The organism is Mesorhizobium sp. B2-3-5, from assembly GCF_006442395.1.
Lineage (GTDB): Bacteria > Pseudomonadota > Alphaproteobacteria > Rhizobiales > Rhizobiaceae > Mesorhizobium.
The window spans coordinates 13,633-37,727 of record NZ_VFVX01000016.1; the positions used below are offsets into that span (position 1 = coordinate 13,633).

Annotated in this window: 21 protein-coding genes and 3 pseudogenes; 11 read left to right on the forward strand and 13 right to left on the reverse strand. The window is 60.1% G+C overall.

What is annotated here, in order from left to right; all coding sequences use genetic code 11:
• Nucleotides 1-72: 72 nt before the first annotated feature.
• Together FJ958_RS18655 and FJ958_RS18660 are read right to left on the reverse strand one after the other, a co-directional pair.
• Nucleotides 73-1,506, reverse strand: coding sequence for an MFS transporter (locus tag FJ958_RS18655; RefSeq protein ID WP_181176427.1), 1,434 nt, complete (start codon nucleotides 1,504-1,506; stop codon nucleotides 73-75).
• 181 nt (nucleotides 1,507-1,687) lie between these two features.
• Complete coding sequence (locus FJ958_RS18660; protein WP_246679640.1) at nucleotides 1,688-2,671, reverse strand: LLM class oxidoreductase; 984 nt, start codon at nucleotides 2,669-2,671, stop codon at nucleotides 1,688-1,690.
• Nucleotides 2,672-3,005: 334 nt separating this feature from the next.
• On the opposite strand from FJ958_RS18660, the gene FJ958_RS18665 reads away from it, so the two are divergent.
• On the forward strand, nucleotides 3,006-3,716 hold the full coding sequence (locus FJ958_RS18665) for an SDR family NAD(P)-dependent oxidoreductase (protein ID WP_246679645.1): 711 nt from the start codon (nucleotides 3,006-3,008) through the stop codon (nucleotides 3,714-3,716).
• 329 nt (nucleotides 3,717-4,045) lie between these two features.
• On the opposite strand, the gene FJ958_RS18670 is transcribed toward FJ958_RS18665, so the two are convergent.
• The 3 genes from FJ958_RS18670 to FJ958_RS18680 form a co-directional block, all read right to left on the reverse strand.
• Nucleotides 4,046-4,618 carry a glutathione S-transferase family protein gene (locus FJ958_RS18670; RefSeq protein WP_281406666.1) on the reverse strand — a complete coding sequence of 191 codons (573 nt, stop codon included), beginning with the start codon at nucleotides 4,616-4,618 and terminating at the stop codon, nucleotides 4,046-4,048.
• 716 nt (nucleotides 4,619-5,334) lie between these two features.
• Nucleotides 5,335-6,423 (reverse strand): alkene reductase, encoded by a 1,089-nt coding sequence (locus tag FJ958_RS18675; protein ID WP_140744667.1) that lies wholly within the window; start codon nucleotides 6,421-6,423, stop codon nucleotides 5,335-5,337.
• Nucleotides 6,424-6,479: 56 nt separating this feature from the next.
• Nucleotides 6,480-7,022, reverse strand: a complete 543-nt coding sequence (locus tag FJ958_RS18680; RefSeq protein WP_140744668.1) for a carboxymuconolactone decarboxylase family protein — start codon at nucleotides 7,020-7,022, stop codon at nucleotides 6,480-6,482.
• Nucleotides 7,023-7,131: 109 nt separating this feature from the next.
• On the opposite strand from FJ958_RS18680, the gene FJ958_RS18685 reads away from it, so the two are divergent.
• Nucleotides 7,132-8,061, forward strand: coding sequence for a LysR family transcriptional regulator (locus FJ958_RS18685; RefSeq protein WP_140744669.1), 930 nt, complete (start codon nucleotides 7,132-7,134; stop codon nucleotides 8,059-8,061).
• A gap of 1,165 nt (nucleotides 8,062-9,226) precedes the next feature.
• Here FJ958_RS18685 and FJ958_RS18690 read toward each other — a convergent pair.
• Entirely contained in the window at nucleotides 9,227-9,976 is a 750-nt protein-coding gene (locus tag FJ958_RS18690; protein WP_140744670.1) for a glucose 1-dehydrogenase, read from the reverse strand.
• Between the two features lie 385 nt (nucleotides 9,977-10,361).
• On the opposite strand from FJ958_RS18690, the gene FJ958_RS18695 reads away from it, so the two are divergent.
• Nucleotides 10,362-10,661: a hypothetical protein gene (locus FJ958_RS18695; protein WP_140744671.1), complete on the forward strand. Its 300-nt coding sequence runs from the start codon at nucleotides 10,362-10,364 to the stop codon at nucleotides 10,659-10,661.
• 324 nt (nucleotides 10,662-10,985) lie between these two features.
• On the opposite strand, the gene FJ958_RS18700 is transcribed toward FJ958_RS18695, so the two are convergent.
• Nucleotides 10,986-12,209 (reverse strand): MFS transporter, encoded by a 1,224-nt coding sequence (locus tag FJ958_RS18700; protein WP_140744672.1) that lies wholly within the window; start codon nucleotides 12,207-12,209, stop codon nucleotides 10,986-10,988.
• A 268-nt stretch (nucleotides 12,210-12,477) separates the two neighbouring features.
• Complete coding sequence (locus FJ958_RS18705; protein ID WP_140744673.1) at nucleotides 12,478-12,813, reverse strand: hypothetical protein; 336 nt, start codon at nucleotides 12,811-12,813, stop codon at nucleotides 12,478-12,480.
• Nucleotides 12,814-12,956: 143 nt separating this feature from the next.
• Here FJ958_RS18705 and FJ958_RS18710 point away from each other — a divergent pair.
• The 6 genes and pseudogenes from FJ958_RS18710 to FJ958_RS18745 all read left to right on the forward strand — a co-directional run.
• Nucleotides 12,957-13,556, forward strand: a pseudogene (locus tag FJ958_RS18710) (transposase); the annotation flags it as partial.
• A 1,129-nt stretch (nucleotides 13,557-14,685) separates the two neighbouring features.
• The gene (locus FJ958_RS18720; RefSeq protein WP_140744675.1) at nucleotides 14,686-15,918 is read left to right on the forward strand and encodes an adenylate/guanylate cyclase domain-containing protein; all 1,233 of its coding nucleotides are present in this window, start codon (nucleotides 14,686-14,688) and stop codon (nucleotides 15,916-15,918) included.
• Between the two features lie 391 nt (nucleotides 15,919-16,309).
• Complete coding sequence (locus FJ958_RS18725) at nucleotides 16,310-17,002, forward strand: gamma-glutamylcyclotransferase (protein ID WP_181176429.1); 693 nt, start codon at nucleotides 16,310-16,312, stop codon at nucleotides 17,000-17,002.
• Nucleotides 17,003-17,127: 125 nt separating this feature from the next.
• On the forward strand, nucleotides 17,128-17,880 hold the full coding sequence (locus FJ958_RS18730; protein ID WP_140744677.1) for an SDR family oxidoreductase: 753 nt from the start codon (nucleotides 17,128-17,130) through the stop codon (nucleotides 17,878-17,880).
• 197 nt (nucleotides 17,881-18,077) lie between these two features.
• Nucleotides 18,078-18,575, forward strand: coding sequence for a CBS domain-containing protein (locus FJ958_RS18735; RefSeq protein WP_140744678.1), 498 nt, complete (start codon nucleotides 18,078-18,080; stop codon nucleotides 18,573-18,575).
• A gap of 461 nt (nucleotides 18,576-19,036) precedes the next feature.
• Nucleotides 19,037-19,437: pseudogene (locus FJ958_RS18745) on the forward strand (ISKra4 family transposase); the annotation flags it as partial.
• Between the two features lie 118 nt (nucleotides 19,438-19,555).
• Here FJ958_RS18745 and FJ958_RS18750 read toward each other — a convergent pair.
• From FJ958_RS18750 to yghU, 4 genes are all read right to left on the reverse strand, one after another.
• Nucleotides 19,556-19,957, reverse strand: a complete 402-nt coding sequence (locus tag FJ958_RS18750) for a TetR family transcriptional regulator C-terminal domain-containing protein (RefSeq protein ID WP_140744679.1) — start codon at nucleotides 19,955-19,957, stop codon at nucleotides 19,556-19,558.
• Between the two features lie 81 nt (nucleotides 19,958-20,038).
• Nucleotides 20,039-20,263 carry an antibiotic biosynthesis monooxygenase gene (locus tag FJ958_RS32020; protein ID WP_246679652.1) on the reverse strand — a complete coding sequence of 75 codons (225 nt, stop codon included), beginning with the start codon at nucleotides 20,261-20,263 and terminating at the stop codon, nucleotides 20,039-20,041.
• Between the two features lie 130 nt (nucleotides 20,264-20,393).
• Nucleotides 20,394-21,200, reverse strand: coding sequence for an SDR family oxidoreductase (locus FJ958_RS18760; protein ID WP_140744680.1), 807 nt, complete (start codon nucleotides 21,198-21,200; stop codon nucleotides 20,394-20,396).
• A complete protein-coding gene (gene yghU / locus FJ958_RS18765) occupies nucleotides 21,197-22,075 on the reverse strand; it encodes a glutathione-dependent disulfide-bond oxidoreductase (RefSeq protein ID WP_140744681.1) in 879 nt (292 codons plus the stop codon). Before yghU ends, FJ958_RS18760 begins: the two co-directional genes overlap by 4 nt.
• 343 nt (nucleotides 22,076-22,418) lie before the next feature.
• On the opposite strand from yghU, the gene FJ958_RS18770 reads away from it, so the two are divergent.
• On the forward strand, nucleotides 22,419-23,027 hold the full coding sequence (locus FJ958_RS18770) for a TetR/AcrR family transcriptional regulator (RefSeq protein WP_140744682.1): 609 nt from the start codon (nucleotides 22,419-22,421) through the stop codon (nucleotides 23,025-23,027).
• A 121-nt stretch (nucleotides 23,028-23,148) separates the two neighbouring features.
• Nucleotides 23,149-23,268: pseudogene (locus FJ958_RS32025) on the forward strand (CopG family transcriptional regulator); the annotation flags it as partial.
• Between the two features lie 42 nt (nucleotides 23,269-23,310).
• Here the strand turns inward: FJ958_RS32025 and wrbA are convergent.
• Nucleotides 23,311-23,949 (reverse strand): NAD(P)H:quinone oxidoreductase, encoded by a 639-nt coding sequence (gene wrbA, locus FJ958_RS18780; protein WP_140744683.1) that lies wholly within the window; start codon nucleotides 23,947-23,949, stop codon nucleotides 23,311-23,313.
• Nucleotides 23,950-24,095: the final 146 nt, after the last annotated feature.

Consider the following 24,095-nt stretch of genomic DNA (forward strand, 5'->3'; position numbering starts at 1 on the left):
ATCATGCCGGGGATCAGCTCCAGACGAGAGGGCATCCGATGAGAGCTTGGGCTAAAAGGCGAGCTGCTCGCATCACTCCGACGCCGGCGCCATCGGTTCCGAACTCCCGACAGGCTGGCGATCGTGTCCGGACTTTGGCCAGAACACCAAGACGGCCGCGGTAGCCATGCACGCACCAAAACTCAAAAATGCGAGCCGCGTGCCTATATTCCAGTCGCCGACCCAATGCAGCACGATGCCCATTGCCGCGACGCCTGCCAGAGAGCCGATCTGGCGATTCGCATTCAGCGTCGCCGCGCCAATGTTGGCGTTCTGTTGGCCCGCCTCCTGCATGATGGCGACAATCACGGAAGGGATGGCCAAGCCAAACCCGGCGTTGCAGAGCGCAATCGTCATTGCGGACATCCAGCGCGGACCCTCGACGCCAAGCAAGGCGGTAAGCAGACAGCCGGCGGACGATAATAAAAACCCCGTTGTCAGAACGCGGACAATGCCGAAGCGGGCAGCGACATAGCCCGAGACGATGTTCATGACGGTGATGAGGGCCATCAAGGGCAACATGTACAGCCCGGTCGCTAGCGGGCCTTCGCCCCGAGTCTGTTGAAGGTAGAGGCTGAGAACGAAGATTTGGCCAAACAGCGTGAAATTGACCATGAAACCCATGCCGTTAAACGCCCAGAAACGGGCATTGCGAGCCAGAACTATGGGGACCACCGGAGATCCGGAGCGCAGCTCCCTAAAGACGAGCATCGCCAGAGCAGCGGCCGCGACCAGGCTGGCAAGCTGAATCTGGAGCGACATAAGCCAACCAAGCACCGGACCTTCAATCAGGACGAAGCTCAGTGCACCCAGTGTCACCATGATCAGCGCATGGCTGAGCGCTGAAAATCGACGGCTGCGGGTTGATGAGGGCCTCAACAGCATCGCGCTCAGCACTATCGCGAGGATCCCAATAGGGATGTTCAAATAGAAGATGCTTCGCCAACCGAATAGAGACACCAAAAGCCCGCCAACAAGCGGCCCCGCACCGGCCGCCGCGCCGACGACGGCGCCCCAGATGCTGATTTGTTTCGCACGCTGTACCCTTTCTGGAAAGGACTCGGTAATCAAGCTCATGGAGCTCGGCATAAACAAAGCCGCGCCCAGACCCTGAAGCAGCCGCGCGACGACCAGCAGATCGGTCGAGGGCGCAAGCCCGCAGAATGCGGAAGCCGCGATGAACCAGACGAGACCGATCATGTAGGTTCGTTTGGCGCCTAGCCGGTCCGCCATGGCGCCTCCGAGCAGAAGCAGAGCCGCGAAGCTCAGGGTATAGGCGTCCACGACCCACACAAGTGAAGCTAGCGGCGCCCCAAACTCAGCCTTGATCGTGTTGAGAGCAACATTCACAGCGGTCGCGTCCAGCATGGCCATCACGTAGCCGAGGGCGAGCACGAAGGTGACTGCCAGTACACGGCCCTTTGACTGTGCTAGGCCGGATTGGGGAGGTTGGATCAAAGCGCTCATTAGGAAGCCGATTGTTCTGCCTCCGGGATCTGAAGTGAATCGGTGGCTTTGGAAGGACGCCATCTCTGGCAACAGTAAGTGGTTAGAAAGACCGTTGGCCCGGTAGCCCCCACCGCGGCATAACGGCTATTCCATACGGGAAGGAGCTCAGCTGCAAATGCTGATGCAGCCCCGAGGAATGTCAGCCTGCCGGGAAATGCGGCAGAACGTGTTCAGCGAGCTCGAGGATCACCTCCTTGGCGGGGCGCCGACTTGGCTTCATGTTCAACATGACATGGGACACGCCATCGGCTTCATGGCGCTTGAACAGATCGATCAGCGCATTTCGACCCGCCCGTAGGTGACGACCTGGCTGGAGAGGCGCACCGGGATCGGGCAGGAGATCGAACATGGCACCGTATCCGTAGGGTCTGAACGGGCCGCCAGCTGTGAATTCTCGCCAACGCGGCAAAATTGACGAAAGTTGGGATACTTCCGGCCCGTGCCAAATCCAGGCATCGACGTTTTCGGCGAGCCATTCAAAACTTTGGCCGGCGCGCCCGATAGCGACGACAGGCATTCTTTGGTTGAACGGCTTGGGGATCAGATCGATCGAACCGTTGAGTACACCATAGTGATCCGATCTGTGGCGCGGGAAGGAGGACTCCAACGCGACCCTCACCAGCTCAACGGCGTCCCGGTATCGCTCAGCGCGGTTGCCAAACTCGAGCCCGAAGGCCGGATATTCCTCAGGCCTATCGCCTGACGAGAGACCAAGAAGGAACCGACCGACCAGCAGTTGGTCGACGCTTGCGGCCTGTTTGGCGACGATCAGGGGCTCGCGCAGTGGAAGGACTATCCCTGCGGTTCCGATGCTAATGTTCTCGGTTACAGCTGCAAGGAAGCCAGCATAGGCGAACGGGTCCAAGATTTGGCCGGCGTCGCCGAAGCCAGGATCGAGGAACGGCACGTCGCGAAGCCACAGCCCGGCAAATCCCGCTTCATCTACTTGATGTGCCCGTTCGATATGATCGATCATTGTCGGGAGCGGGCCGTGCGGGTAGGCCTCCAGTGGCATGATGAAGCCCAGCGTCAATCCTTCTGGACGGAAAACGCGGGCGAACCCTCGATGGCGAGCAAAGCGGTTCGCGGTAGAAGGCTGGCGCATATCGGCGGCTTCAGACATGGGACGATCCAGTTCGAGTCACACCGGGTTTGCTCGGAGCCGCAAGGAGCGAGAACATTTTGGACATGCGATCCTATTTCCAGGCACCTGTTGACGACGCTCGAAATGGTGAAACGGGTTCATGTCGTATCTGCCAATGCGGTGGCAACTTGGGTAGGCCCTCATCACGGATAATGCTCATTCCGAATCCGCATAACCGTTAGTCTCCGATTTCAGCTACTCCCCATAAGAGATTCGACCAATGTCCTCTTGGACGTCCTCGCAGGGCGCAATGGGGAGCCTGCGAGAGAGCTAGGAGAATGCCACGGTCAAGCCGACAGCTATTGTGGTCGGCGTGGGGGCAGCCGCCGGCCTCGGTGCCGCGCTCTCTCGCCGCTTCGCCGCAGAGGGGTACCACGTCATTGCTGTAGGTCGAACGCCCGAGCGCATTGGATTGGTCACCAACTCTATCCTCTCCAATGGGGGCAGTGCTGAACCGTTTGAAGCTGACGCGACGATCGAGGAGGATATCCTTCGCCTGTTCGATTACGCCTTCGCACCGGTGCCGGAGCGGCAGCTACCCGATCTCGTCGTTTTCAATACCGGTGCCAATCGGCCAATCGACTTTCTGACGATGGAGTCGAATGACTTCGAGAAGTTTTGGCGTGTTGGCTGCTTCGCTGGCTTTTTGGTAGGCCGCGAAGCAGCCCGACGCATGGTATCTCTTGGAAGAGGCTCCATCTTGTTTACTGGGGCCTCAGCCAGCTTACGTGGCAAACCCCAATACGCCCAGTTCGCCGCGGCGAAAGCAGGATTGAGGGTTGTGGCGCAAAGCATGGCGCGCGAATTCGGCCCCATGGGCCTACACGTAGCCCACATCGTAATCGACGGTGGCATAGATGGCGAAGTCCTACGAACCAAATGGCCTGAGGTGGCCAGGGCCAAAGGCGAAGACGGCCTGCTGAAAGCCGACGCAGTCGCTGACACATATTGGCATGTTCATCGCCAACACCCGTCAGCCTGGTCTCAGGAAGTCGACGTGCGGCCCAACAAAGAATTCTTCTGAACGATCCGACACATAGCGACCGTCGATCTGCGATTATGTCTCGAGATAGTGTTACGAATTTAACACGCCGGTCGCATGAGTATTGCTCTTTCGGGATCGGAGCGCAGCCGGCATTGGAGATGCCGTCAGATCTGATGCGCGGGAAACAGGCTTCTATTTACAGGCAGGTCCGTCGCCGGGGTTTCGACACTTTTGGAGGCGACGTGGCCACGTGACACAAGCCTCCGAGAAGGCTTTGGCGCATTTTCTCGGGCCTTGGCACGTCAAGGTCAAGCAGGAGCAGAGATAAGAGCCCTTAAGTTTCGAGTTAGGAACCGAGCAGGCGGCGTCTAGTTGAAAGCAATCATAGCCGTCTGCACGGCCCGACGGTTGGCGATACGGGTCCGCCAAGCATCAAGCCGACGAAGCCTTTCCCACGGCAGCCTCTCGGCCACCGTTTGTACCACGACAAACGCGGCGATGTCGGCGACCGAGAACGCGTTTCCACCCATAAACCCGTCCCCTGTCAGAAAGCGTTCTGAGGCGAGAAGGTGCTCAGTGTACTCGTCACGGAGGAAAGTCGCGCCGGCGTTGTGACCGGAACGTCCCAGCCTGAAAGAGGCGTTGTTAACGCTGATGACATCGGTCACGAAGTGGAAGAAAGCGTCGAATACGCGTAGCCGTTGTTCTTCGCCTTCTGGCAGGAGCACGCCAGGCACCGCCTGAGCGGCAAAAAACATGATGGCGTTGGACTGGGTCAGAACCTGCTTGTCTGCACCGGCGCGATCAATCAGCAACACCGGTACGGTCCCTCGGCGGTTGACGGCAAGGTGGGCTTGCGAGCGCTGCTCTCCAGCGGCGAGGTCGACCTTTGTGACCTTGTACACAAGACCGGCTTCATTCAAAGCGATGGCGGCGCGCAGGCAGTTGCCCGTATGGGCGCGAGGAGTTCGAGTCGTCCGGTCACCTTGTCCACTTTAGACATTTCCTAAGCCTTTCGAGTTCAAGCGCAAGCTGCTTCACGTCGTCTCTGAACGAGACATCGTGCGTCGGCTGGCGGTGGATGGCAGCAACACCTTACAGCATTCGGTCGATCAAATTATGCAAACCGGGTGCCGGTCGCATCCGCTGACGAAACCGTAGCCTCATTGATGCTCGTGATGACACGGCACCGTGTGCGACATATGCCCTATCCCAAGGCGTTGTCATCGGCATTGTCAGCATCGGGGACGTCGTCAAATTTCGCCTTAGCGAGAAAAACGAGGAGAACACCTACCTTCAGGATCTCGCACGGGCGCACCTCTTAGCCGAGGAGGCAGACCGTATGCGTCGACTTACTGAAGGTGAGGCGAAGGGTGCGGCGAGCGACCATTGAAGCTTAGCCGGTCACCGGGAGAGGATTGGAAGCTGAATGCAGGTTGACGCGGACCGATGGTGTCGAGAACGTCCCGGTGTGTTCCAAAATGCCGATCGCGATTAGACACACGCAAGCTGCCCGCGCCGTCCTTACGGGCTGCGCAGCCGAGCGGTCCCCATCCCGGGACGCTGAACGGCACAATAGACGCGCGTGCTGAAGCACATCGTGCTGCGCGAAGCCTCGACGCGGCCGGTCTGAGCCTCGTCCGCGGGGGCGGCAGTATTATTCGTACACCGGATAGTCAGTATACCCGTCCGCGCCACCGCCATAAAGCCGTTCGGCGTTCAGCGAATTCATCGGCAGGCCGTCCCGCAACCGCCTGGGCAGGTCGGGGTTGGCGATAAACTTGCGGCCGAACGACGCCGCGTCGAGCCGGCCCTCGGCCAGACCATCCAACACGCGGTCGGCATCGTATCCCGAATTGGCGATGTAGGGGCCGCCAAAGGCGCGCCGCAGGATCATCGGGTCCACTAGGCGGTCCATCGGGTCGCCGCGAGGGTCTTTCGGTTCGACCACATGCATGTAGGCCAGTTTGCGGCGGCCAAGTTCGGTTGCGGCATAGGCGAAGGTGGCGGCAGGATTGCTGTCGCTCATTCCGTTGATCGTCAATGACGGCGACAGACGGATACCCACCCGGTCGGCACCCCAGACGGCAACCACGGAATCGGTGACCTCTAATGTCAGGCGAGCGCGGTTCTCGAGCGATCCGCCATAGGCATCTGTGCGATGGTTGGTGCCGTCGCGGAGGAACTGGTCCAGAAGATAGGCGTTTGCGGAATGAATCTCGACCCCGTCGAATCCCGCCACCTTGGCGTTGCGTGCGGCCCGCGCGTAATCGTCGACGATGCCGGGGATCTCGTGCGTTTCAAGCGCACGCGGCACCACAAAATCCTGCGGGCCGTCGTAGGTATGGGCGTAGCCTTCAAAACCGATTGCCGAAGGCGCCACGGGCAATGCACCGGCCGGCTGCAAGGACGGATGCGAAACACGGCCGACATGCCACAGTTGCAGCACCATCCGCCCGCCCGCTGCGTGAACCGCTTGCGTCACGCCTCGCCAGCCGTCAATCTGCGCCTGCGAATGGATGCCCGGCGCTCCGGCATAGCCCTTGCCCTGCGGCGAGATTTGTGTCGCCTCGGACACGATCAGACCTGCGCTGGCTCGCTGGGCATAATATTCGGCCTGAAGCGCGTGAACGGCATCCCCAGCATTCGCCCGGGTCCGGGTGAGGGGCGCCATAACGATGCGGTTCGGGGCGTGGATGGCGCCGAGACGAAGTGGCTCGAACAGGGGAGAGGTGTCGCGGGGCATCGGAAGCTCCTGAGGAAAGCCGCCGGGGTGTTGTCCCGGCGGCGCCGATTGCGGGGTCAGGCGGCGGATGCCAGTTCCGGGGCGGCCGGGAAGTCCACCGGGATCCGTGTGACGCCGTGGAGCAGGTTGGTCACTGTCTTGTCGCCGATCGTCACGATCACATCGACCAGGTTCTCGACCGTCCAGCCAGCAGCCAGGAAGGCCTCGACCAGCTTCTGGTCGCCGTGGCCACGGTTAACGGTGATGTCTTTGGTCATTTTCGCCAGCGCATCCAGCTTCGGGTCGAAAGACGCGCGACCATGGCGGATCTCCATGATCTGTTTCGAGTCGAAGCCGACCATGCCGCCGATGGCAGTATGAGCGGCCAGGCAATAGGCGCAGGAGTTCACTTGGCTGACGACGAGATTCACCACCTCGCGTGCCTTGCCGGTGATGGAGGATTTAGCCGACTGTAGCGCTAGATAAGAGCCAAGTGCGTTTTCGGAATGGGCGAGCGAGGCATAGAGATTCGGCACAAAGCCAAGCTGGCTTTTCAGCGAGTCAAACATCGCCTGATTGGCGGGGCTGACGCTGTCGCGGGTAGGAACGGTGATCGTCATAGAGTCTGTCTCCTTGGTGGGGTTGCGTCTCGATAAGCACCAGCTAGACAACTAGGCGAACTTCGATAATCCTGTGGTTTCGTATAAGATTGATACGCAGGGTGCAGGAATGAGCGCAGGGCTTCTGGAACATATCCGCACCTTCGTGCGCACCGTGGAAACCGGCAGCTTTACCGCTGTAGCGGTGGAACAGGGACAGAGCCAACCTACTGTCAGCCGTCAGATCTCGGCGCTGGAAGACCACCTCGGGGTGCGGCTGTTGCAACGCACGACTCGTGCGCTGACGATAACGGACGAGGGGCGCACCTATTACGACCATGCGCGCGCGCTCCTGGACGCGACCGAAGCAGCGGCCATGGCGATACGGCCGGGCATCACTGCGGTGACAGGGCAACTGCGTATCGCGGCACCGATGGCCTTTGCTCGCCTGCACCTGATGCCCCGTATGCGGCAGTTTCTGACCCAGCACCCGGCGCTAACGACCGACTGGGTGCTGGGCGACCGCTCCGTCGATCTTGTCGAGGAGGGTGTTGACCTGGCCATCCGCATCGGGCGCGTCACTGATCAGTCCCTAATTGCTCGTCATATCGGTGAGATGCGCAGGATCACGGTCGCGACCCCTGACTACTGGTTGCGCAACGGGCGCCCAACCCGCCCCGATGAGTTGAAAACCCATGACTGCATTGTCTATACCGGCCTGGCGACCGTAGACGAATGGCACTTCGCGGGCGTCGACGGATCCACGGCGGTCGTAAGGGTCAAGGGCCGAGTGCGGGTCAACGCGTCGGAAGGGATGCGCTCGGCCGTGCTTGAGGGTCTGGGCGTGGCCGTCGTGCCGACCTGGCTCTTTACGGACGAGATCGACAGCGGCATTCTGCAACGGGTGCTGACTGACTACGAGCCGAATCCACTGCCGATTCAGGTCGTCACGCCGTCCCGGCGTCTCATTCCGTCCCGGGTCCGCGCTTTCTCCGACTTTCTCGCGGCGGAGTTCCGTAGCGATCCGAGGCTTTCGAAGCGTGAGCCGATTATTGAGTGATCGTTCGCTTCATGATCGATCGCGCGGGGCACCACGAACAGGTTTGTGTCAGCAAAGCCTTTGCCTGCAATCTTTGGCTCGCCGGGCACAAACGGGCCGCAGATCGACCAACGCAGTAACGCCGCCGATCGCCGCGGCACGACTCCCGACTGAAAATGAATCGGCGTTAGGTGTATACAGTGGCCCATATCGCGGGTCTATCAGATGGACATGAGCGCCATGGCGTTTGGAAGGACGTACGGCAGGGAGCGGCCCGACATCGCAATCACCCTGCGGGTCGTGTTCAGGGTTACCGCAGTCGAGGGTGTTCGCGAAGCCGTCCCCGCAGGCCTTAATCTTTCGGGTTCCTCAGAATGGATACCCGAATTGCTGTCGGCGAAGTCCGCGCGGTGCTTGACGACTGGAACCTGACACCCATGGACCGTTTCTCCGACAGCCGCGCAGGCAAGTGCCAAGGCCCGCGCATTCGCCACGTACGTATGAAGCTGCATCTCTGGCGACCCGCTTAGTGAGGAGCATTTGGGGCTGAGTAGTTAGCGAAAAGACCCCTTCTGTAACTCCTGAGCGGGGCTACCGGGCAAAGCTCCACGGCAGCGTAAGGCACGAAAGTATAACTGCGAAGCTGGTGCTTACTATAGAGAGCGAGCCTTGTTCGTGGGCCTTTCGCGCGGTCTCCTGCAGGAACGGCCGTCGCAAATGAAACCAAGGTTGTATGGCCATCCTCAACTATCCGTACGGCCCATTCAGTTGCACGATGGTCGACCCGTACCTCGTTCTATGCAACAGCTGCCGTTAGCTGTCCGTCAATTAATTGAACAGCGAGACGCGATTTAGGCGTCGACAACTTACTCTCCGAGCGGCTGATCATAGTACGATCTGGGTCATCCGCCCACCAAATCAGCTTAGACTAGCCTCAGAGAGGGTTTTGACGAGGCAATTGCCAGTACTGCAAGCTGACATGTCTGCGAGTTACTGAATTCTATGCCAGAATTCCTCGGAGAGTTCTGGGCCGAGCCTCCGAGCGCCGGCACTTAAACGACCAAATACGCCAGCGAACACCCTCACCAGTGTTGGCCCGACGGTCCATTCCAAACCTCCGCTCATGTTGGCGGCAGGTGAAGGCGAAGCGGCTCCTGCAGCACCGTCGCCGCAGGAGCCGAGTGGCTTAGACGGCGGCCGCGCCCCCGTCGACAACCAGGTCAATCCCAGCAACGAAGCTGCTCTCATCCGACGCTAAGAACAATGCGGCGGCGGCCAGCTCTTCGGGGCGTCCGAGGCGTTTCATAGGTACTGCGGCCGCCCATCCGACCCTAACTGCGGCCCGCCCCTCCGGCGTATCTGCCTGCAGATCCATGATCGGCGTGTCGAAGGGTCCGGGGCTTATCGTGTTGACGCGGATTCCACGGTCAAGTAGCTCAGCGGTCCACGTCCGCGCGAACCCGCGGACGGCAGCCTTGCTTGCGGTGTAGGTTCCATAACCCGGGACACCTTTGTTGGCTGCGATCGACGACACAAGGATAACCGAGCTGCCCTTACCAAGAAGCGGAAGTGCACGGTTCACGGTAAAATAGAGGCCACGAACATTTATCCCGAAGGTGTTGTCGAAGTTCTCTTCGGTCGCTTCGGCGACCGGCTGCGGATCCACGATGCCAGAGTTAGCCACCAGGATGTCGATCCGGCCCTTCTCTCGTCGAACCTTGTCGACCAAGCGATCGATGTCCTGGATGCGCTGAACGTCGCCCTGCACTCCCGCGGCCTTGCCACCGATCGATGACACTGCCTTCTCGAGCTCAGCCGTCCGCCGACCCATGATGTAAACTGACGCGCCTTCCTTAGCGAAACGCTCGGCCATCGCGAGGCCTAGGCCACTGCTCCCTCCTGTGACGACTGCCACCTTTCCAGCAAGTTTTGACATTCCTTCGCGCCTTTCAATTGGTTGACGATGACTTCGAGGCGAGAGATACGATCGGATATGTCGGTTCGGCAGGCGGGCGCCCTGAATATCGTCTATTCCTAGAGAGAATAATCCGTAGTCCATTCGCGCGTCGCCCACGACGGAATTCAGCGGGTAGCGTATCTCGCGCCCCGCCAAACGGCAGCGGAATAACCATTATTCCAACAAGGACGGTGCCGAACCAAACCCGTAAGCGCTACGATTTTAGCGTATTTTCCTCGCCGTGCTGCGCCCCATGTCGCCTCACAGCCCGTAGCGAAAGGAAACAGTACGTTGGTGAAGCGGCACCCAGCGTTCGATAAGGGAAGAACCTCCCAAGCGACCGCCGCAATGGGGGGATTCATGCATGATCGACGTCAATCGACGAACTTTCATCGAGGGCACGAGTGCAGGAATCGCCTACGCGGCGAGTGTGGCTGCCGTTCCAGCGCTAGCTGAAGCACAAGCTGAAAATCATCTAGAACGCGCGCCCGAGACGCGCATCAGCTTTACCGTAAACGGAAAGAGCCAAAGCGTGATGATCGAGGATCGAACGACGCTGCTCGACGCTCTCCGAGATCATATTGGCCTTACCGGCACGTGCGCGGACTCGCAGAGCGTTGACGGGGAGACCTCCTGTCAGCGCCCATCCCTCTGTCGACGATGAGATCGATGCCGGCAACGAAGCTGCTCTCGTCCGAGCCAAAAACGCGCGGCGTTGTCGATCCCCTTGGCCCGTCCCATGCGTCCGAGCAGAATCACGTTGATGGAGTTCTCGCGGATCTTGTCCGTGCCTTTCTTGACCGGCGATTGCGAGTCGATGATCGGTGTGTCGATCGGGCCGGCTGATCATGTGGGGTGCACGCGGAGGAGTAACCGAATTGGGAGACTTCGGATGACAAAGACGGTGTGAAAAGACGGCACTACCTGTGTGGGTAGCGCCGCCAAGAGTGCTTTTATGAGGGGGCCTTCGACTCTTCGGTTGTTCGGTTCAGGCCGATTGCGGTGCGAGTTCCTGCTTCTCAGTAACGCGCTTGCCAGTTGACGTCCTGATCGAGATCAGGACCAGCGCCGAGACCACGGCGGCTATCGCGCCGGCATACATTGAGTTCGATACGCCGACCCAGTCGACGGCCACCCCACCAAGGAACGAGCCCGACGCGATCGATATCTGGAAGTTGCCAATGAACAGGGCCATGTTGCCCTCCTGAGTGTCTGGCGAGGCCTTTGCCATCCACATCTGCAGGGAGATCGGAACCGCGCCATAAGCAAGGCCCCAGGTGGCCAGGAGTCCGATCGTAGCAGCCTGCTGCGTCCCGAATATCGGAAAGAGTGCAACGGAAACTGCGAGCAGAAGGATGGACGAGAGCAAGCTCCACTTTACATTACGCGTGGCGCCGGCTCCACCCATGAAATTTCCGATCACGCCGACAATGGTGTAGCCAAGAAGCAGAGCCGAAATCGTAGTGCCATCGAAGCCGGAAATCTGATCGAGGAATGCGGCGACGTAAGTGTAAGTGGCAAATTGCGCGGAGACGACGAAGAGCATCGCAACAAGACCAAGGACTCCGGCGCGCTTGCTCAACATTCCCAGGAAGTCACGTAGGATCACCGCGCGATCGACCTTGAGCGAGGGCACGAAGGTGAGTTGTGTCAACAGAGCGGCGACAGAGACCAGCGCGGCAGAGGCGAAGGCTGCGCGCCAACCAAGTATCTCAGAGATAAACGCTCCAGCGGGAACTCCCAGGAGCGCACCGATCGACACACCGGCGAAGATGGTGGCCGTCGCTCGACCGATCGCCTTTTCCTCGACCAACCGACTGCCGAGCCCCGCGCCGATAACCCAGAAGCCGCCGAGGCCAATGCCGAAGAGGGCGCGGGCTGCGAGCAGCACGGCGAAGTCCGAAGCGAAGGCCGAGACGAAATTCGCGAGGATGAGAAGAATGGTCAGCGCAACGAGTACGTGCCGTCGGTCGGCCTTACCCATGGCCACGGGGAACCCTGGGGCCGCAATGGCGACCAACGCGGGCAGGGTGGTCATCAGACCAGCAGCTCCAGCGCTTACACCGAAGTCGGCGGTGACGTGATTAAGCAGGCCGACTGGGAGCATCTCTGTTGCGACGAAAACAGAGGAGCTTAGCGACACCGCGCTCACCGCCATCCATAGATTCGGCGTCTTCGCGCTTCTCTCTTCAGATATTGTATCGCCGAACATTACGGGTCTCCTTTTGCGCGAGCAGCTGCCCGGCAACTTGTAGGGTTGTTCAAAGGACAGAGGGCTTAGGCGGTATCACCAGAGAGCCAGTGCCGATTCGTAAAAGCGGAAGCCCGGCGTTCCCAGGCTCGTCAACTACGAGCCCTCTTCCTCAACAAATACGAATTTCGAACTTGCTCTGTAGCTGGCGCGCACGAATATGTGTAATTCCTGGATAGAATAGGGGTGCAGATTCCGTTGGCCGGCTCTGTTGTGCCACTGCGACCGTTCAGATGTATGGAATTTGCGGCAAGTTGGACTTTGCTCCCGATATGCAACGGAACTCAGCCGCCAGCAGCTTTGGCTTGGTTGAGCGGATTGCCCGGCGTCTCACGCAATCTGCTGAGTGATAACCTTTCATCGGCATCATCTCGGCCTGGGACGATGGGATGCTGGCCGGATTGCACGAGTGATCAAATAGTGGGAGTTCCGGGTGGATCATGTAACATCCGGGCGTGGCTGTCCGGTCGCGTCCCCAGACGTGGTGTAGCTCGGCGGTAGCGAAGCCGCTCGCAAGCGCGCCCTCAACAGCGCCGTAACGAGCGAGCGGCGCAGCGGTGGTCATCGATGTTCTTCCGTTAGGGTCGGGTTGCTGACACCAACCTGATTCGAAGGAACCATCGATGACCGACGACATGATGAACCTGCGCGCGCTTGTGGAGAAGACCCCCGACGCCGATCTGTTGCGCGAGATGATCGGCTTTGCCGCAGGCCGAGCCGATCTGGACCGAGTTCCTGCGCAAGCTCACCCGGCGTGGCCTCAGAGGCGTCAAGCTCGTCGTCTCCGACGCGCACGAGGGCATCAAGGCGGTCGTCACCAAGGTGCTGTGCGCGACTTGGCAACGCTGCCGCGTCCATTTCATGAGGAACGTGCTGGCCCATGCCGGCAAGAGCGGGCGCCGTGTCGTCTCGGCCTTCATCGCCACCGCGTTTGCCCAGGAAACGCCGGAAGCCGCCAGCACCCAATGGCGTGCCGTCGCCGACCAGATCCGGCCGAAGGTGCCGAAGCTCGCCGCCATCATGGACGACGCAGAACCTGACGTGCTGGCCTACATGACCTTCCCGAAGGAGCATCGGGCCAAGCTTCACAGCACGAATCCGATCGAGCGGCTCAACGGCGAGATCAAGCGGCGCACCGAAGTCGTCGGCATCTTTCCCAACGACGATGCCATCGTCCGCCTCGTCGGCGCTTTGCTGCTCGAGCAGAACGATGAATGGGCCGTGCAGCGGGCCCGCTACATGACCCTTGAGACCATCAGCCAGATGAGCGATGATCCGCTCATCAGCCTGCCAGCCGTGGCGCGCTGATCAGCCCGGCTTCCTGCCGGAGAGCGCGGGCGACCAAACCCGCCAGCTACACCACTCCCTGGGACACGATCGCTGTCCTCGGGCCAGCGTTGCACTGACCCGTCGGCCGGGTCATTGACAATGGCTATTCAGCGATCATCGCTATCGAGCTATGTCGCATGGTTTCGGCAGCAGAATACGACGCGCCGGCACGCGTGCCTTAGGTCTTCGTGATCGGACGTCTCCGCAGATTCAAGGTCGGTGCGGGGCGTCGCCGTCTCGTGTCTCTCTTCTGTCAGGCGTCTCCTCTGCTCTACGGTGTGGGGAGACGGCCGGTGCAATTCCACTTAGTTGTGCCAGAACCTTTGACGGACAGCATGGTAGGAGCCGCAGATGCGAGACTCCGCCCGTTAAAGCCGGCTAACGTGCGTCTCCACCCTGCCATTCCTCCGGAGAATATAGCCTAGTCCCGCTAGCCAACTACTACGGAGCTGCTGAAAATCCTAGCTCAAGCCTATGGCACCGAGGCGTCATCGAAGAGCGCCCACTGCCGATAGGATCCAGCCAGGTCGACCTCGGTGTCGCTAAGAACGCCTGAACTAAGGGAGTACTGGTATGTTGGCCTATCGAACATTGCTATCCGGATCTAATCATGCGGTCACCGTCGAAGACAGCCTATCTCGCATTGTCGTGTTCGTCGCGGGTCGCGTTATGGACGACAGCCGACAAACCTTTAGGCTCTACCAGCCTAGCAGGCCGCCAAGACACTACCTTTCGGTCTCTGACGTAAAGATGACATTTCTGACCCGCTCAAGCGGAACGGATCAGGGTAAATTCTCCCCTCGGCGACTACACCTAGTTCAGCGTAAGGGTCGACCGCGAAGCCAGTTCGCCGGCAGTCGCCATGCAACTCCTCCCACGCGGTCGCCCTCCAAATCTGTCGCGACCAGCGGTGCTTGTGGTTCAGTCAAGAGCACGAGGTTGAAGCTGGAGCGCCAATTGTTGCAGATCGCAAAGCATCATCCCTCGGCGGTCCAACTTGGCTCGTCCCATAGACTAAGCGGCGCCATGGTCGAGCACAGGCTGTGTCCGCTCCCTGCAGAGTCGGTGATCGTAAGCCGCTGGCCAGGCCTTGATAGGGATCGTAAAAATGTCTGAGGAAGACAAGCCGGTACAAACGATCGACGCGATCGCCGGAACCTGGCCGGTCCGCCGCAGTACGGTACTTGACTGGCTAATGTTCGAGACGTCTGACGAGCGATTCATCGATAACATTCTTGTCACGATGTGTCTTAAGCTCGCATCTGCCGGCGTTCCGGTCGCACGGTCGTCTGTGCATTTCCGGATTCAACATCCGCAATGGATCGGAACGCGAATAGGTTGGCGCAAAGGATCTGCCAAGGCAGAAATCGAGACCTTTGACTACAACATCGTCGACAGCCCCGACTATATCGACAGTCCGGTGAGCGAAATCCATTCGGGCGCGGGAGAAGTGCGAAAGAACCTGAAAATGCTTCCCGCCGGCACAGCCGCCCATCCCATCTATGCGAAACTGAAGGCGGAAGGGATCACCGACTATGTTGCTTGGCCTCTCTACCACACGCTCGGCAGGCGACACGTCGTGACCTTTGGTACCGACCACCCCGGTGGCTTTTCGAAGGAGGACATTCGCTTGCTGTCAGACTTGGTTCCGGCGTTTGCAATAGTCAGCGAGGTACGTCTGAAAAACCGTCTGGCTCGGACACTTCTTGAGACCTATGTCGGCCCCCATGCTAGCGAACAGATCCTTGCCGGTGCAACGACGCGTGGTAGCAGCGCTACTGTCTCGGCGGCCATTCTGATCTCCGACCTACGCCATTTCGCGAGCCTTTCCAATCACTGGCCCCGTGACGACGTGATTGCAATGCTCAACAGCTATTTCGACGCAATGGCCGAGCCGATCGCGCGCCATGGCGGAGAAATTCTGAAGTTCATGGGTGATGGGCTGCTGGCGATCTTCCCCCTGAACAGCCCGAGCGCCTGTGCTGATCTCATACTGGCCATCGGCGAAGCCGAAGATGCAATGGACGTTCTCAACGAAAGGCATCGCACAGAGGGCCGCCCCAAATTGCATTACGGGATCGGTGTGCATGTGGGGGACGTGATGTACGGCAATATCGGCTCAAGTAATAGGCTGGATTTCACAGTTATCGGGCCTGCTGTCAATGTTGCTGCGCGCCTCGAGACGCTCTCGAAGGAGCTCGGGCGGCCAGTGCTGCTGTCGCGCGCGTTCATCGACATAGCGCCAGATCCACATCGTTTCGACTATCTCGGTGCCTACCCGCTGAGGGGGCTTGGAGAGCCCGTTGAGGTATTCACGCTACCACGCCACACAACGGTCTAGCTGTGTGCTTTCAGGAGGTAGTCGATTTGGCCGGTGCCGGGAAAGCTGAGGTTATCAAAAGCTGCAGTGATTCTCAGAGGGCCGAATGAACATCCCAAGAATGCCCGCTTGACGCCATTTTCTTCGAGAGGAGATGGCTCGCGATGAAGCCCGTTGTTCCAAAGCGAATACTGGCGGACATTACGGGGCAACCCCGAAGGTGGTTGCCCGTTGGGTTTGCTAGCGGCGTCGGCGGCATCGCGGATCGGTCGGTCGGAGCAATGAGAGCTTCCGTGCGAAAAATATATTCCGCGCCGGAATAAGCCTTATCGCCGAAATGCGGGTTCTGCGAGCGTTCCGAACGCGCAAAAATCCAACTTGGCCAGTTAGCGAGCCGCAAGCAGGAGTCCAGATGTCCAACAATTCGACACTGTCGGAGGGAGTTCTCTCGCGTGAGTTGCTTAGTAGCGGAATCCTGCAGCAGAACGCTGCGCTCCCTGGTGGCGGAGGCGTGCTTTGGGGTAACGAGCAGATTGATCGCTCCCTCACCGAAACGATGGAAGGCATCGCGCACGATAACATCTGGGTCTTCGGATACGGCTCATTGATCTGGAACCCCATCTTTCCGGTCGCCCAATCTCGAACCGTCAAGGTTTATGGGTTCCATCGGGCCTTTTGCCTCAGTTCTGTTGTCGGGCGCGGGAGCCACGATTGCCCAGGGCTCATGCTGGCTCTCGATGCTGGGGGCTCGTGTCGAGGCGTCGCTTTGAAGATGGGAGGCGACGAGATTGAAGGCGAGCTGCGACTGCTTTGGCGGCGGGAGATGTTTGCGGGCTCGTACATACCGAAGTGGGTCACCGCTCATTCCTCGGACGGAAACCTGCGGGCGCTGGCGTTCGTTGCGAACAGGCAGCGTCCCAACTACATAGGGCGCCTCCCAGACGAAGAGGCGGTGTGCCGCCTATCAACAGCGTCAGGTGCGTTCGGCTCTAATCTCGATTATCTCAGGCAGACCCACGCCGGCTTGGCAGTGCACGGCATCCACGATCCGCACGTCGCAGGCCTTTTGCGCATTTGTGAATCCTTGAAACAGGACGCGGGCTGACGCATCGCGACGAAATGGTGCCCTTGCCTCGCCTTGACAGTTATCTGGGTCGGAGTCTAGTTAGTGATCGCTCGATAACTTAGTGGCTCGATAGTCCCAGCCGACGGGCGTTGCGGAGGAAAGCAATGGGAAAACTTACGAACAAGATTGCCGTCGTTACTGGCGGCGCTGGTGGCATTGGCCTTGCTACCGGGAAGGTACTCGCGGAGGATGGGGCTACGGTCATCCTGACAGATCGCGTGGCCCAGGAGGTGCTCGACAAGTGCGCCAAAGAGGTCGGCAATGGAGCCATCGGCATTCAAGTCGACGTTACCAAAAAGGACGATCTCGCTCGGCTTAGCGATGAGATCAGAAGGAGGTTCGGCCGCATCGACGTCTACTACGCGAATGCGGGTGTTATCAAACTCGCGCCGCTCGACCAGGTGACAGAAGACATTTTCGACATGCACATTGCCGTCAACATGAAGGCGGTGTTGTTTGGCGTGCAGGCTGCATTGCCCTTGATGAAGCCAGGTTCCTCAATCGTCATGACTTGCTCGTGCATGGCCCATATGGGTGCGCCAGCACACGGCGTCTATTCGGCAACCAAGGCAGCGGTTCGGTCTTTCGCACGCACCTGGGCGCTTGACCTCAAGGATCGGCAAATCCGTGTCAACGTGGTCAGCCCCGGAGGTACAGATACTCCGATGCTGAAAGAGTCCGGCATCTCGCCCGAAACACACCCAGACGCCTTGGCGGCCTTTCTGCCGATGGTGCCGAGCGGCCGGCTCGCCCGCCCTTCGGAAATCGGCAGGGCCGTGGCATTTCTGGCCAGTGACGACAGTGCTTACATGAACGGCGCGGAAATCGCGGTGGATGGTGGTGTCGCGCAGATCTAGTCGTCACCGCTAAAATCACACGCTCCACTTAGCCGGAAATACCGGGAAGCCTGCGGCTCAACCGCAGGCTTTTTTGGCTGACATAAAGGCTTTAGCGATGGTCCCATCGCCGGCCATGCCCCGCGGGAATAATCTTTAGTCGCAGCGCGGAGCTACGCAGCACCAGCTTCATTTCTCATCTGAGGAGGGCCAACCCTATGGCTCAACAGAAGGAAAAAGATGAAATGCGTATCGATCAGATCCTGCGTGCGAAGCGCCCGGACGTTGTGGTTATTTCACCGGATGCATCCCTTCAGGATGCAGTTACCTCCATGACAAAAGAGCAGGTTGGCGCGCTCGTCGTTGTCGATCAGAAAAGCCGGCTTCTAGGTATCGTCTCCGAGCGGGATATCGTGCATCGCCTAGCGACGCAGGGGAGTGAAGCCCTGCGACAGTCAGTCAATCAGATTATGCAGACCGATCTGCCCGTTGCTGCCACTGATGACACCGTGGCTTCATTGATGCGAGTGATGACCAAGAGTCGCGTGCGACATGTGCCTGTTCTTTCGGCAGGAATTGTGGTCGGCGTCGTCAGCACCGGCGACGTTGTCAAGTCCCGCCTTACCGAGAAGACGGAGGAAAACACGCTGCTTCAGGATCTCGCGCGGGCGCATCTCCTTGCGGAAGAAGCGAGACCTTACTCGCTTTCGGATTAAACGGCCGCCGAATAGGCGAGTGCGTTTCGCGGCGAGGGCAGCGCAGGGAACCGGCCTTGTGGGGGTTGGAATAAGAGCAGTTCGAAATCGCCTTAACGATCAAAGTTCCGGCCTCAAGACGAACACCTTCGAGCTTCCCGGATCGCGCTCCGAGCGCGGGCGTGCCGGGCAAGCCCCGGCCCCGGCGTCGCACAGGCTGCCCGATCCGCATCGCAACGTGCGTGGATCGAGTGCGCGGCGGAGAAACTCATCCGGCGTGATTGCGCCACATTGCGGAGATGTTGCCAAGATCAGGCGTCATACCTTTCCGGTAGATCACGAAGGCAAGATCCGCCGAGAAGATGTGTTCGCCGATGCCATCGCGGTCGACCCCCGACGAATCCGCCAGCGAATGCGTCATCTGATGCGACAGGGCGTGGAGAAGGAGGTAAACGCACGCCGGCACCGTGCGCGGATAACTAGGCAATTCCCGCGCCGGCCTATTCTGGAGTCAGGACCTGACGGATGGTCTCGATGGCCTCGAAGAAGGCTACACCTATCCAAAACCCGAAGGCGTTCTCCCAGGCGGTCGCGGAATTCGCCACCTATATCGAGCACAACGCCCATGCGATTCCGAATTAAGGCGAACGCCATCGCAATGACGAGCATATCGCCACGTCGTCCTAGAATCCGCCGTCAACGTCGTCATCGCCAGGCGCTTTAGCAACAAACAGCAGATGCAATGGTCACGGCGTGACGCCCACATGCTTATGCAGATCCGCACGCGAACCCTTGACGGCACGCTCCGCGGCCAATTCGAAACATGGTACCCGGGCTCGCGGCAAATGATGACCAGGCGTTAACTCAAGCTGCGGCCGCATAAAGTCATCCCACAGGTTTCCTGCCCCCTTGGGAGAAACTTCAGCGTCTCGACGAGTGGCGGCACACAATCGCCGAACGTCCGGCAACGAGCGCTTGCATGGCGGCTTTCGCCTGAAGTCTCATCGGCCCGTTCCAGGAACAGCCTGGTCTGAAGCCGGCCCGACGATGGCCGGACGGTGGAATTCAATCGCGGATAAGTGTGAGCGAACATGCGAGACCGCCATGTCAAGGGCGATCTCCAGGGGCTTCGATGATCGTTCGACTTGTGCCAGAAGAAGGCCGCCTTGGACTGCTACAAGCATCTCCATAGCCAATCCGTCGAGATCCAGCTCCAACGGTAACCGGCCTGCGGCACGCATACGCGCGAAACCGTTGGCGAAATACGCCTTCCATGTCGCAAATCCCGATGCGATAGCTTCACGATATTCCTGCGTCTCGCCAAGTTCACCGACCAGCCAACCAAGTGGACAGCCCCGGGCACCATCGATCTTTGCGACGTGTCCGACCAGCGCGCGCGCCAATGCTGCAGCGCCTCGACAGAGTCAAATCGATAGCCGGCTAAATCAAATCCCGTAACCTCATCGAGCTGGCAGACTCGGCCACTACGCTGGCAGTTTATCCGCCAGTACATGTGCCTTGCGAATTTCAGGGGTGGTGGCGAGAAGTTCGTCTGCATGCGTCATCGGGGCAGCGGCTACTTCTCCCGCAAGATGTGCGTCGCGGCCCGCTTCATTGTCGAATGTATCGAAGATTGCAAACGTGGCCAGGTATCGCGAACCAGGGCGGGTGCCAGTCTCTGCGGCAACGAGGCTCTGCGCGCCAGCCAGAAATGCGGCGAGTTCTTCTTCCTTTCAGGGCTTTGCCTTCAGTTCTAGATAGAGTGAAACGGAGGTCATGGTGTGATCTCCTGTGTTCAAGATAAGACGGACCCCGGCGCTGGAGCGGCCCGTTGCCCGCTCAGAGCGCCGAATGGTCCTTCACCGCTTGCTCCAGCGCTGGCTTCAGCCCGACGAAGCGCTCGTCGACCGCAGCCGGATTTTCGCGGTTGAGCGCGATCATCTGGGCCCGCACTTCTCCGCCACGGATTACCTCGAAGGCATTCGTCTCCATCGCCTCGACAACAGCGTCGGCAACGGCGGCGGGCGGCTCGAGCGAGAAGCCAAGCTCTGGTCCTGCGCGATTGGATTTCATCATCGGTGTGTCCGTGCCGCCGGGATAGACGGTCAGCACGTGCACACCCTCACCCTTCAATTCGCGCCGAAGCGCCTCGCCGAAGTGCGCGAGCCCGGCCTTGACCGCGGCATAGGTCGCGTAGAACGGCGCACCGACCAACGCGATGCCGGAGGAGACGTTCACCACCATTGCATCGCCGCCATCGCGCAGCGCCGGCAAGGCGGCGCGCGTCAGCAGGATCGGAGCCGTCAGATCGACGTCGATCATGGCCTGCAGGTCGGCTTCGGCCGTGTTCTCCAGACGTCCGGCCCGCACACCTCCGGCGTTGTTGACGAGGACATCGAGACCGCCGAGAGCGGCGACAGCCTGATCGAGCGTCGTCGCACGTCCCTCCGGCGTTGCCACATCGGCAGCAATCCCTGAGACGGTCAGGCCATCGCCCTGAAGCGCTCGCACCGCTTCTTCGAGGACATCGGGCCGGCGGCCGGTGATGACGACTCTCGCGCCCTTGTCGAGGAAGGCATGCGCAAGCGCCAGGCCGATGCCGCTCGAGCCGCCAGTGATGAGTACGCGCTTTCCGTCGAGGTTCATGCGTTTTCTCCCGGGACCTTGTCTGCTGTCTTCGTTTCGAAATCGCTGGCGTCATGGCGCTCGTGCAACTGCTCCGATGGCTCGCCGCGCATGCGGTTGACCATGCGCCCGCGCTTCACGGCCGGTCGGGCGAGGATGGTGTCGGCCCATCGCTGTACGTTCTTGTAATCCTGAACCGACAGGAACTCGCCCGCATCATACTGCCATCCCTTGGCGAGCCCGCCGTACCAGGGGAACACCGCGACGTCGGCGATCGTGTAGGCGTCGCCACCCAGATAGTCGCTTTCGGCCAGGCGGCGGTCGAGCACGTCGAGCTGGCGCTTGACCTCCATGGCAAAGCGGTCGATGGCATATTCGATGTTGGTCGGCGCATAGGCGTAGAAGTGGCCGAAGCCGCCGCCGAGATAGGGCGCGCTGCCCATCTGCCAGAATAGCCAGGACAGGCATTCGGCGCGCGCGGGCTGCTCGTTGGGCAGGAATGCGCCGAACTTCTCGGCGAGATAGACGAGGATCGAGCCGGACTCGAAGACCCGGATCGGTTCCGGGCCGGAGCGGTCCATCAGCGCCGGGATCTTGGAGTTCGGGTTCACCGCGACGAAGCCGCTGCCGAACTGCTCCCCCTCGCCGATGTTGATCAGCCAAGCGTCGTACTCCGCCCCGCTGTGGCCGAGCGCAAGCAGCTCTTCCAGCATGATCGTGACCTTCTGGCCGTTCGGCGTGCCGAGCGAGTAGAGCTGCAGCGGATGCTTGCCCACCGGCAGTTCCTTCTCATGGGCCGGGCCGGCGATCGGTCGGTTGGTATTTGCGAAGGCACCGCCGTTCGGTGCGTCCCACGTCCAGACTTTCGGCGGCTTATAATTGCTGGTGTCCGTCACTTTCAGCGCTCCGTGCAATTCAGGTTGGAAATGATCACGCCCCAAGCGATGCGGCGAGTGCCGGCAAGTCGGCGAGGGACTTGATGGTGTGCCGTCTCCCCGACCGCGTCGTAGAGAACCGTCCGCCTGGGTGGAGCGGTCCGCGCGAATTCGGATTTGAAGACACCAAGCCGTTCCTGCGATCCCATCGGATTGTTCCTCTCGCGTCCGTCGCAGGGACCTGAGCCGACGTGAGCGGCCGGACCGGATGGGGCAACGCAAACTTGAATTTTAGTATGTTCGTTCTAAAATGCAAGTTTGCGTTGATGACAAGATTGCTAGGTGACATAGGCGAGGTAACGCGATGGCGAGACCAAGAGAGTTCGATGAGGAGACGGTTCTGGACGCCGCTGTCCGCTGCTTCTGGAGCCACGGCTACCAGGCAACATCGGTCAAGGACCTGATCGACAGCACCGGAATTACGGCGGCGAGCCTGTACAATGCGTTCGGCGACAAGCGCGCGCTGTTTCGAACGGCGCTTGACCATTACGTTGAGGGCAGTGTCGTGGAGCGGATACGACGCTGTGAAGCGCTGCCGCCATGCGAGGCGATCGAAACCTTCTTCGACGAGATTCTGGTCCGGTCGTTGGACGACCCGGAGCACAAGGGTTGTCTGCTAGTGAACTCGGCCCTGGAAATCGCGCCTCACGACCCTGAATTCGAAGAGGTGATCGCACGCGTGCTTGGTCGTATCGAAAACTTCTTCCGCGGCTGCCTCGATGCTGGCCAAGTGGCCGGCACGATGACGCGGTCGGTGTCGGCCGAAGACCTTGCCCGGCATCTCCTCGGCGTCCTGATGGGCGTCAGAGTGCTCGCCCGCGTACGACCGGAGCGGGCGCTGCTGGAAGGCATCGTAGCCGCGGCCTTGGCACTGCTCGACAGTGCACCTGACCGGCAGGAGGTACGGCAATGAAGCCTTTCGCCGAAATCCTCGCGTTGGTGTACGAAAGCGGCTTCGGGCACAATTTGATGCCGCTGCTATGTCGGCCTTGCCCGGCAGCGGACGCTACCCGAACCTGCGGCGCAGGCGTCACGCGAAGGCCGGCGAGCGCTACAATACCTTCGTTGCTGCGCTTGATCGGCGGCTCGCGAAAGGGCCGAAACCTCTCCGGGAAATTGCGGAGGATGTCGCGCCAGAGCAAGACGCAGAGTAAAGGCGTCGGCCCGCACGTCTGGGCAGGCCGACGCCACTTCACTCAGCTCGCCTGGTCAGTTTGTCCGGTCTCGGCATCGTTACCTTGCCGTTGACGCGACGCGACTTTCGCCACGAAGCGCCCTTGGGTGCGTGCCAGGCCCAGCTCTCGCGCACTGGGCTGACGCTTGTTGTCGGGTCCCGAAAGCGTGCTTGCGCCATACGGCGTACCGCCGCTGACTTCGTCGAGCAGCATGAGATCCGTGGCACTATACGGCAGCCCGACGATGATCATTCCGTGGTGAAGAAGGGTTGGGATGCTCGTAAGGATCGTGGCCTCCTGTCCGCCATGCTGCGTGGCAGATGAGGTGAAGATCGACGCGACTTTGCCGATGAGCTTTCCACTGTGCCAAAGACCGCCGGTCTGATCGAGGAAGTTGCGCATCTGCGCAGCCATTCCACCAAATCGCGTCGGGATGCCCAAAACGATGCCGTCGTAGTCGGCCAGCTCATCAGGCATAGCAATCGGAGCAGCCTGATCGAGCTTGAATCCGTAAGCTTCCGCGACATCGGGCGGCACGATTTCCGGCACCCGCTTGATCGTCGCAGCGGCCCCGCTCTCGCGCGCACCGTCGGCGACGGCCTGGGCCATCTGTTCGATGTGGCCGTAGCTCGAATAATACAGCACAAGAATCTTGGTCATTGGAGCCTCATAATTTCTGAGTGGGTGGGTGGAAATCGACGCGCACGCGTCGGATCAGGCTGCGTGTTCGGTCAGCGCCGTCGCAAAAGGCGGCAATGGCGATGCGCGTCCAAGGAGATGTCCACTACCAAGCAACGTTCCGCCAA